At 69.3% G+C, this 7,551-nt stretch carries 6 protein-coding genes; 1 reads left to right on the forward strand and 5 read right to left on the reverse strand.

Going from position 1 to position 7,551, the window contains the following annotated elements; genetic code table 11:
* Positions 1-109: 109 nt before the first annotated feature.
* Both AB0D57_RS40650 and AB0D57_RS40655 read right to left on the reverse strand, forming a co-directional pair.
* Positions 110-1,081, reverse strand: coding sequence for a transglycosylase family protein (locus tag AB0D57_RS40650; RefSeq protein ID WP_362085768.1), 972 nt, complete (start codon positions 1,079-1,081; stop codon positions 110-112).
* A gap of 175 nt (positions 1,082-1,256) precedes the next feature.
* A complete protein-coding gene (locus AB0D57_RS40655; RefSeq protein ID WP_362085771.1) occupies positions 1,257-2,528 on the reverse strand; it encodes a cytochrome P450 in 1,272 nt (423 codons plus the stop codon).
* Between the two features lie 177 nt (positions 2,529-2,705).
* Between AB0D57_RS40655 and AB0D57_RS40660 the strand changes: the two genes are divergently transcribed.
* Positions 2,706-3,917 carry a globin domain-containing protein gene (locus AB0D57_RS40660; protein WP_362085774.1) on the forward strand — a complete coding sequence of 404 codons (1,212 nt, stop codon included), beginning with the start codon at positions 2,706-2,708 and terminating at the stop codon, positions 3,915-3,917.
* A gap of 180 nt (positions 3,918-4,097) precedes the next feature.
* On the opposite strand, the gene AB0D57_RS40665 is transcribed toward AB0D57_RS40660, so the two are convergent.
* The 3 genes from AB0D57_RS40665 to AB0D57_RS40675 all read right to left on the reverse strand — a co-directional run bounded on the left by AB0D57_RS40665 (position 4,098) and on the right by AB0D57_RS40675 (position 7,247).
* Complete coding sequence (locus tag AB0D57_RS40665) at positions 4,098-5,141, reverse strand: nucleoside triphosphate pyrophosphohydrolase (RefSeq protein WP_362085778.1); 1,044 nt, start codon at positions 5,139-5,141, stop codon at positions 4,098-4,100.
* 207 nt (positions 5,142-5,348) lie between these two features.
* Entirely contained in the window at positions 5,349-6,008 is a 660-nt protein-coding gene (locus AB0D57_RS40670) for a SurA N-terminal domain-containing protein (RefSeq protein WP_362085781.1), read from the reverse strand.
* Positions 6,009-6,419: 411 nt separating this feature from the next.
* Positions 6,420-7,247, reverse strand: a complete 828-nt coding sequence (locus AB0D57_RS40675; RefSeq protein WP_362085784.1) for a glycoside hydrolase domain-containing protein — start codon at positions 7,245-7,247, stop codon at positions 6,420-6,422.
* Positions 7,248-7,551: the final 304 nt, after the last annotated feature.

The raw sequence follows: 7,551 nt of genomic DNA on the forward strand, positions 1-7,551 counted from the left end.
CCGTAGACATGCGATCGGCGGAATTTCAAAGACGATCAGGGCTTCTGAGACTCATGTCTCACTCTGATCAAACCGGACATTCCGCAGCGAACCATGACGTGAACTCCCGCTACTTTTCGCCCGATTCAGCACCAACTGCAAGGCTCTGACCGGGGAGGATGAGGTCCGGATCGGCGCCGACCGTCCCCTCGTTCACGGCGTACAGCTCCGACCATCCGCCTTCGAGGTCAAGGGAGTCGGCGATGTTCCAGAGACTGTCCCCGACACGGACGACGTACGAGCCGTCGACGACGTCTCGGGACGCGCCGGAGTCGCGGGAGGCGTGTCGGCCGGAGGGGTCGCCGGTACGGCCGTCCGCCGAACTGCCGGTCGCGATACCGCTCGTGTCCTCGTCGGCACTGCCGCCGCGATGGCGCCCGGCGCTCGTCGTCGCACCCTCGGACGCACTCGACGAGTCGTCGCTCTGACCCGACTTGCCCGACTTATCACTCTTCGCCGTGGCTGTGGACGAGCTGTCGGAATCCTGAGAGTCGGAGTCACTCTTGCCGCCGGACGACGTGGCGGCCTTCGTCGTGTTCTTGGTCGCACCCGAGGACGAGTCGGACGACGGCGAGTCGGATGAGTCCGACGAATCGGAAGAACCGGATGAATTCGACGAGCCGGACGAGCCATCCGCCACACCCGTGTCGACCTCGAACTCGGCCGAGTTCGCACTGAGCCCGGAGAGCGGTCCGCAGGTGGGCCAGGCGACGAGGCCCTTGTCGTCAAGAAGCCGTTCGGCGAGGGCTATCTGCTGCGAGCGACTGGCCTGGTCAGCGCTGGGCGCGTAGCTGAGGCCGCCGTACTTCTCCCAGTTCTCCTGGGTCACTTGCAGGCCGCCGTAGTACCCGTTGCCGTTGTCGGCACTCCACTCGCCGCCGCTCTCGCACTCCGCGACCCGGTCCCACGTGGTGCCGTCGGCCGCACTCGCACCGGTGGCACCGAGCAACGGGATGGCGATGGCCGATCCGGTCACTCCTGCCGCGACGATGAGGGCCGGAGCCTGACGGGGGCGACGATGGCGGCCGTTCCCGGAGAGCATGCGGAAGCCTTTCGCGTGACAGCAGATGACTGCGCGACGTATGAGTCGCGTTGACGACTGAACGTATCCGCACCCGAACACTTGTCACAAGTCGATGCAGCGCAGATCACGTGAAGATCACAGAGTTGAGCGACCGTCACCTTTTCGTGACCGGGTGATCATGATCCAGACATGACTACGGACCCGGTGTGAACTCCACCGGAAGAGTGCGCAATCCCCGCATAATGAGGCCACCGCGCCAGCGCAAATCGGCCGAATCTCCCGCGAGTTGGAGGTCGGGGAGGCGGGTGAGGAGAGTGGAGAGCGCGGTCTGCCCCTCCAGCCGGGCGAGGGGAGCGCCGAGGCAGTAGTGGATGCCGTGGCCGTAGCCGAGGTGTTGGTTGTCACGCCGGGAGAGGTCGAGCGTGTCCGGCCGGTCGAACCGTTCAGGGTCGCGATCCGCCGCGGCGAGTACGACGAGAACGGGGTCGCCGGGCGCGATGTTCTGCCCGCCGATGCTGACGGCCTCGGTCGCGAACCGCCAGGTGGCGAGTTCGACGGGGCCGTCGTAGCGCAGGAGTTCCTCGACACCGGTTACCAGCAGCGCCGTCTCCTTGGCGGCGAGGGACGCCTGCAGCCGCTGTCGCTGCTCGGGGTGGGTGAGCAGGGCGTAGGTGCCGTTGCCGATCAGGTTCACGGTCGTCTCGAAACCTGCGAACAAGAGGATGAAGGCCATCGCCGCGGCCTCGTTCTCGGTGAGGTGCTCGCCGTGGTCGGAGGCGCGGATGAGGCCGGAGATGAGGTCTTCGCCGGGGGCGGGCGTGTCGGGGAGAGCCTCGCGCTTCTTGTGGATGAGCTCGGAGAGGTATCCGCGCATCTTCTTGACGGACCGCGCGACCCCGCCCCGCGGCCCCCCGCCGTGCCGGATCATCATCCCCGCCCAGTCCCGGAAGTCGTCCTGGTCCTCGCGGGGGACACCCAGCAGGTCGCAGATGGCGTAGATGGGGAGCGGGAAGGCGAACTCGTGGATGAGGTCGGCGGAGCCCTTGTCGGCGAACTGGTCGATGAGGTGGTCGGTGAGCTCCTGCACACGCGGCGCGAACTCCGCCACTCGTCGCGGTGTGAACGCCTTGCTGACGAGCCGCCGCAGCCGGGTGTGGTCCGGCGGATCGATGTTCAGCAGATGCGTCATCAGCTCGGCTTTCCGCTCCCCCGGAATGCCCGTCTTCCCCTTCGCGTGCGCGGGTTCGTCGTGATGGGCCGGGTTTTTGGACAGCCGCGCGTCGGCGAGCGCCTGCTTGGCATCCGCGTAACGGGTGACGAGCCAGGCCTCCACCCCGCTGGGGAGCCGCGTTCTGTGCACGGGGGCGTGCTCCCTCAACCAGGCGTACGCCGGGTACGGGTTGGTGGCGAACTCCCAGGTGAAGAGTTCCGGGGCGGGGCTGAACGGCGGGGGCTGGTCGGTCACGCCCTGACGGTATCCGGAGGTACGGCGCCCGCAACTCCGTGGTTCGCCGCCAGGAGCCGGCGGAAACCGGGGTGGGCGCGCGCTCCGCCGCCATGGCCTCCCGCCCGCTTCACCCCAGACTCTCCGTACATGACCTGCTGTTTGACTCGGCGGCTCATAACCTCCCTAAATCGCGCCGTGGACCCCGAAATACTCAGATCCAGCTTCGCGGTCGTCGAGAGACGCGCCGAGTTCGCGGTCAAGTACTTCTACTCGCATCTCTTCCGGCACCACCCGGACCTCCGCGGGCTCTTCCCGCTGGACTTTCCGGAGGACATGCAGCGGCAGCGCGACCGGTTGTTCGCGGCGCTCACGTATGTGATGGAGCGGCTGGAGGATCCGGCGCTGCCGGGCTACTTGCGGGAGCTGGGGCGGGATCACCGGAAGTATCTGGCCGAGCCGGAACACTATGCCGCCGTGGGGGCGAGTCTGCTCGCCGCGTTCGCCGTCGTCGCGGGGGCGACGTGGAACGCGGAGACCGAGAAGGCCTGGGGCGAGGCGTACGGAGCGATCACCAACGTCATGCTTCAGGGCGCGTGGGAGGCGCAGCACGCGGGTGAACCGCCCTGGTGGGACGCCGAGGTGGTGAACCGGGCGCTGCACGGCGAGGATCTCGTCGTGCTGACCCTGCGACCGCAGCACCGACTCCGCTACTTCCCCGGTCAGTACGTCAGCGTCAACAACCCCCATCTGCCGGGCATTTGGCGGCCGTACTCACTGGGCAACGCGCCCCGCGCCGACCACACCCTCGACCTGCACATCAGCCGTGTCGAGGGCGGGGTGCTCTCCACCGCCCTGGTCCGGCGCACCCGGGCGGGCGACATCCTGCGGCTCGGCGCGCCCGGCGGCGGGCTGATCCTGCGCACGCCCATCGTGCGGCCGCTCACCTTCATCGCGGCCGGCACGGGGTGGGCCCCCGTCAAGGCGCTGCTGCAGCAACTCGACGACACACACGAGGTGAGGCTGTTCCTCGTCGCCCGCGATACCTCGTACCTCTACGACCGGTCCGCCGTGGAGCGTTTACAGGCCCGGCTCACCCGGCTCACGGTCACGTTCATCACCCCGGCGCCCGGCCGCCCCAGGACCCAGGCCACCGAACGGCTGCTGACCGCGCTGGGCAACCGGGCCGGCTGGGCGCGGCAGGACGTCTATCTGGCCGGTCCGCCCAAGCTCGTCGAGGACATCGGCGAGGCCCTTCTCACCCTCGGCGCCCCGCCCGAGCGGATCTTCCACGACCTGCTGCCGCCCACCGGGCAGGAGCACCCCCGACCGCTGGGCTCGGCGGAGTGGCTGCTCGACCGGCCGCAACCGAACTGGCACAACCCGTCCGGGCGCGCCCCGAGCTCGTAACCCTGCCCCGTCAGGGAGCCCAGGCCGGTCCTACCGCCTCGATCGCGGTGTCGCCGAGAAATGCCTCGCCCGGAACCAGGGATCGCCGCCCGGGCACCCCGCTACGACGGGGGAAGAACCATCGGACGCGCCGACCGCGCCGAAGCCCTTGCCGACCTTCGGGCAACCCGAAGATGAAGATCAAGCTCGGCTCCCCTCCGTCGCGCGGATCGCGTCCCGATACGCCCGGGCCGCGGCCCGCAGCGCCGCCTCCGGGTCCACGCCCTCGGCCTCGGCGTGCGCGGCCATGGCCAGCAGTTCGTACCCGACGCCCTCGCCCTGCGGCAGCGGCACCTCGAGGCCCGCCGTGCGCACCCGCGACGACAGCTTCGCCGCGAGCGCAAGGCCCGGCTGGCCCAGTGGTATCCCCTCCGTCACCGATGTCCGCTGCTTCTCCACGGCCTTCGTGCGCAGCCAGTGCTCCTTGACCTCGTCGGGGGTCGTGGCCGTCTCGTCGCCGAACACGTGCGGGTGGCGGTGGATCAGCTTGGCGACGATGCCGCCCGCCACGTCGTCGATCGAGAAAGGGGCGGCGCCGTCCTCCTCGCCGCCTTCCTCGGCGATCCGCGCGTGGAAGACGACCTGAAGCAGGACGTCTCCGAGCTCCTCCCTGAGCTCGTCCCGGTCGCCCTCCTCGATCGCCTCGACGAGCTCGTACGCCTCCTCGATCCCGTACTTGGCCAGGCCCTTGTGGGTCTGCTGGGACGACCACGGGCACTCGACGCGGATGCGGTCCATGACCTGGACGAGGTCGAGGAGGCGGGCACCCGGCAGGTCGTACGAGGCGGGGAGCAGTTCCAGCTCCGGCATCTGTATGCGGCCGGAGCCGGCGAGCCGGGCCAGGCCGTCGGTGAGGCGCGGCTCGCCCTCGCCGGTGGCGACGACGACCACGGTGCGACCGCCGGCGCAGGCGTCGACCAGGTCCTGGGCGCTGGGGGACAGCTCGGCGACGGTGATGCCGGCCTCGCGCAGATACGGCAGCTGCGGGTGCGCGCCGTCCGCGCACAGCACCTGGTCGGCGCCGCGCAGTGCCTGCCAGGCGGGCCAGGACAGCAGCCCGGGCGCGACACGGTGGCTGGTGGTGAGCAGGACGATTCGGCCGGGGGCGAGGACGGGTTCAGAGCCGGGGCCGGTGGCGTCGGAGCCGGCCGCCTCAGGGGCGTCGTCGAAGCTGGTTGCGTTCACCCATCGAACGTAACCCACGCCGCCGACAGCCCGGCAGTTATCCACAGGCCTGGCCGTCGGATATCCACAGGCCGGTCAGCTGAACCGCTTATCCAACGATTTATCCAGCGGGTTATCCCCCGGCTTATCCACAGCCGTCGGCGCGCACGGCACGCACGCGCGCACACCGCGTCCGGGCACCACACCCGTGCACCGCAGCGCAACCCACTACGCCGTCTGCCGGGCCCCCGCCGACGTGATCTCCCGCAGCCACGGCGTCTTCACATCGACCCGGCTGCTCTTCTGGACGTCCCAGGCGCCGTAGCGCGGGTTCAGATCGACGTCCAGCTTCTTGGACGCCTCGGACATGGCCTTCCAGAACGTGGCCTTGCCCTCGGTGGTGTTCATGTCGGCGCCGAGCGCGGCGGCCAGTTTCTGGGCCTCGATCTCGGTGTGGAGGTTTTCGTCGAGACGCCCCGGCGCCACCCCGTACTGCTGCAGCCAGGCCGTCTCCAGCGCCTTCGCGCTTCCGGCCTGCTGTTCCAGCGCGGCCCGCATCTGCTGGGTGTCGTTGCGGGTGACGGTCACGCCCGCGTCCTTGGCGGCCCGCTCCAGGACCCGCTCGAGGACCATGGTGTGCAGGGTGTCGCGGGTGAGGCCGGCGGTCCTGGCGACGGTCTGCTCGTACTGGGCCTGGTCCGTGGTGGCGGCCCGTTGCGCCGACCGCACCTCGTTCACCCGGCTCTCCAGCTGCTCGACCGTGATCCGCTGGCCGCCGACGACGGCCGCGGCACCCGGGTGCGCTTCGTTGCCGCACGCGGTGAGGAGGGGGCCCGCGGCGACGATCACGGCGGAGAGGACTAGCGCGGTGCGACGGCGGCGGTGCAAGGAAACCTCCCGAGGAGATTGTGCGACGGTGCACAAAGTCTTGCGGTGATCGATGGTAGGCAGTGGCCCAGCTCTCGGCCACCCTTTCGACCAACGATTCGCTCCGCCTTCAGGCACCGTCGCACCATCACATCGGCGGCACACGGGTCACATGGGGCCCGGCCGCACCAGGTCCTGTCGTCACATTCCCGTCGTCCGCCCGGAGGGCGGGCCTCGCGCCCGCCGCGGAGCGGCTGATGTCTGCCGTAGGTGCGTGCTCTCGGCGTGCCGGGCACAGTCCCTCGTACTGGTTGTACGTGGGTCTGTGCCCGGTGCGGCGAGTGGGGGTCCCCCCTTTGGGGGAGCGTGCATGGCGTCACGAGGCAGGCGGGAATGTGACGACAGAGCCTAGGCACATGGGCCACCTGGGCGTCAGCCCGTGATCGCCACCGGCGCGTCCCAGGCGTTCCGGTCCACGGTGATCGTGTACCCGCCGCGGGTCTCCTTGCTGTTCACCATGTACTGGTGGGCGCGGCTGTGGTTCGTCCACTGGGTGGCACCGAACGGCCAGTCCTTGGTCGTGGTGTTCTGCTTGTCCCACAGCGCGTACCAGAGATTGCCCGGCAGGTCGGTGCGGTCGGTCGCGTTGGCGATGGCCTTCGCGCTGGAGCTGGCGAAGCCGTAGAAACCGGCGCGGTACGTCTTGGTGCGCAGCGTCTTGTCGAAGGCGCGCACATATGTCAGCACCGCCTTGTTGCAGGCCGTGTCGGTGATGTCGTACGACTCCATGTCGAGGTAGATCGGGCTGCCGGCCTTCATGCCGAGGGCCGACGCCTTTTTCACCGCGTCCGCGGCATCGGTGGCGCCGAGCGAGGCGGCGGTGGCGGCGGTGAGCTTCTCGGGGCTGGAGCCGCTCTGGCAGTACGGCTGGGCGCCGACGTACAGCGGGATGAGCTTCCAGCCGCTCGCGCTGACCGATTTCACCCAGGAGGCGGTGAGGTTGGGCTGGCCGCAGCCGCGGTTCTTGCCGCCGATGTAGACGGCGGCGGCGCCGTAGAAGCCCGTGTTCCAGGCCTTCATCGCAGACAGCGAGGGTGCGGTGCAGGTGTCGAAGGCGCGGCCGGTGAAGGTCTTCTGCGCGGGCCAGGTGGTGGCCGCCGTCGAGGTCTGCGCGGCGATCCCCGCTCCGGCGACCACGGCGACGCCGGCGGCGGCCCAGGCCGTGTATCTGAGTTTCTTCGACTGCCGATGGCTGGACATGAAATCCCCACCCCATGCTTCAAGTGACTGGTGCGTGACTGGCTCGCGGTCGGTGCGCACGGCACGCGCGCGTGGCGCACGAAAACGAATCGAAACCTATCCGATCCCGCTTCTGTGTTTCGGGAATCCGCTCATCTTGATCACGACAAGCTTCGGCCAAGCCGGCCCGAAACCTTCGGGCTTACGGGTGCCGCCGTGGACGACAGGTCCTAGGGCCTGTCCGGCGGATCAGGTCGCAGGGAAGCAACGGCGCCTGATAGCCCAGGTGAGCGGGGTCTGGTGCATCCAGCTGCAAGGCGGAGGA

The organism is Streptomyces sp. NPDC048275 (assembly GCF_040652275.1).
GTDB lineage: Bacteria > Actinomycetota > Actinomycetes > Streptomycetales > Streptomycetaceae > Streptomyces.

Excerpts from the sequence above, each read along its gene's own strand:
- AB0D57_RS40675 (WP_362085784.1), bottom strand. The coding sequence starts at position 7,247 with ATGTCCAGCCATCGGCAGTCGAAGAAACTCAGATACACGGCCTGGGCC.
- AB0D57_RS40650 (WP_362085768.1), bottom strand. The coding sequence starts at position 1,081 with ATGCTCTCCGGGAACGGCCGCCATCGTCGCCCCCGTCAGGCTCCGGCC.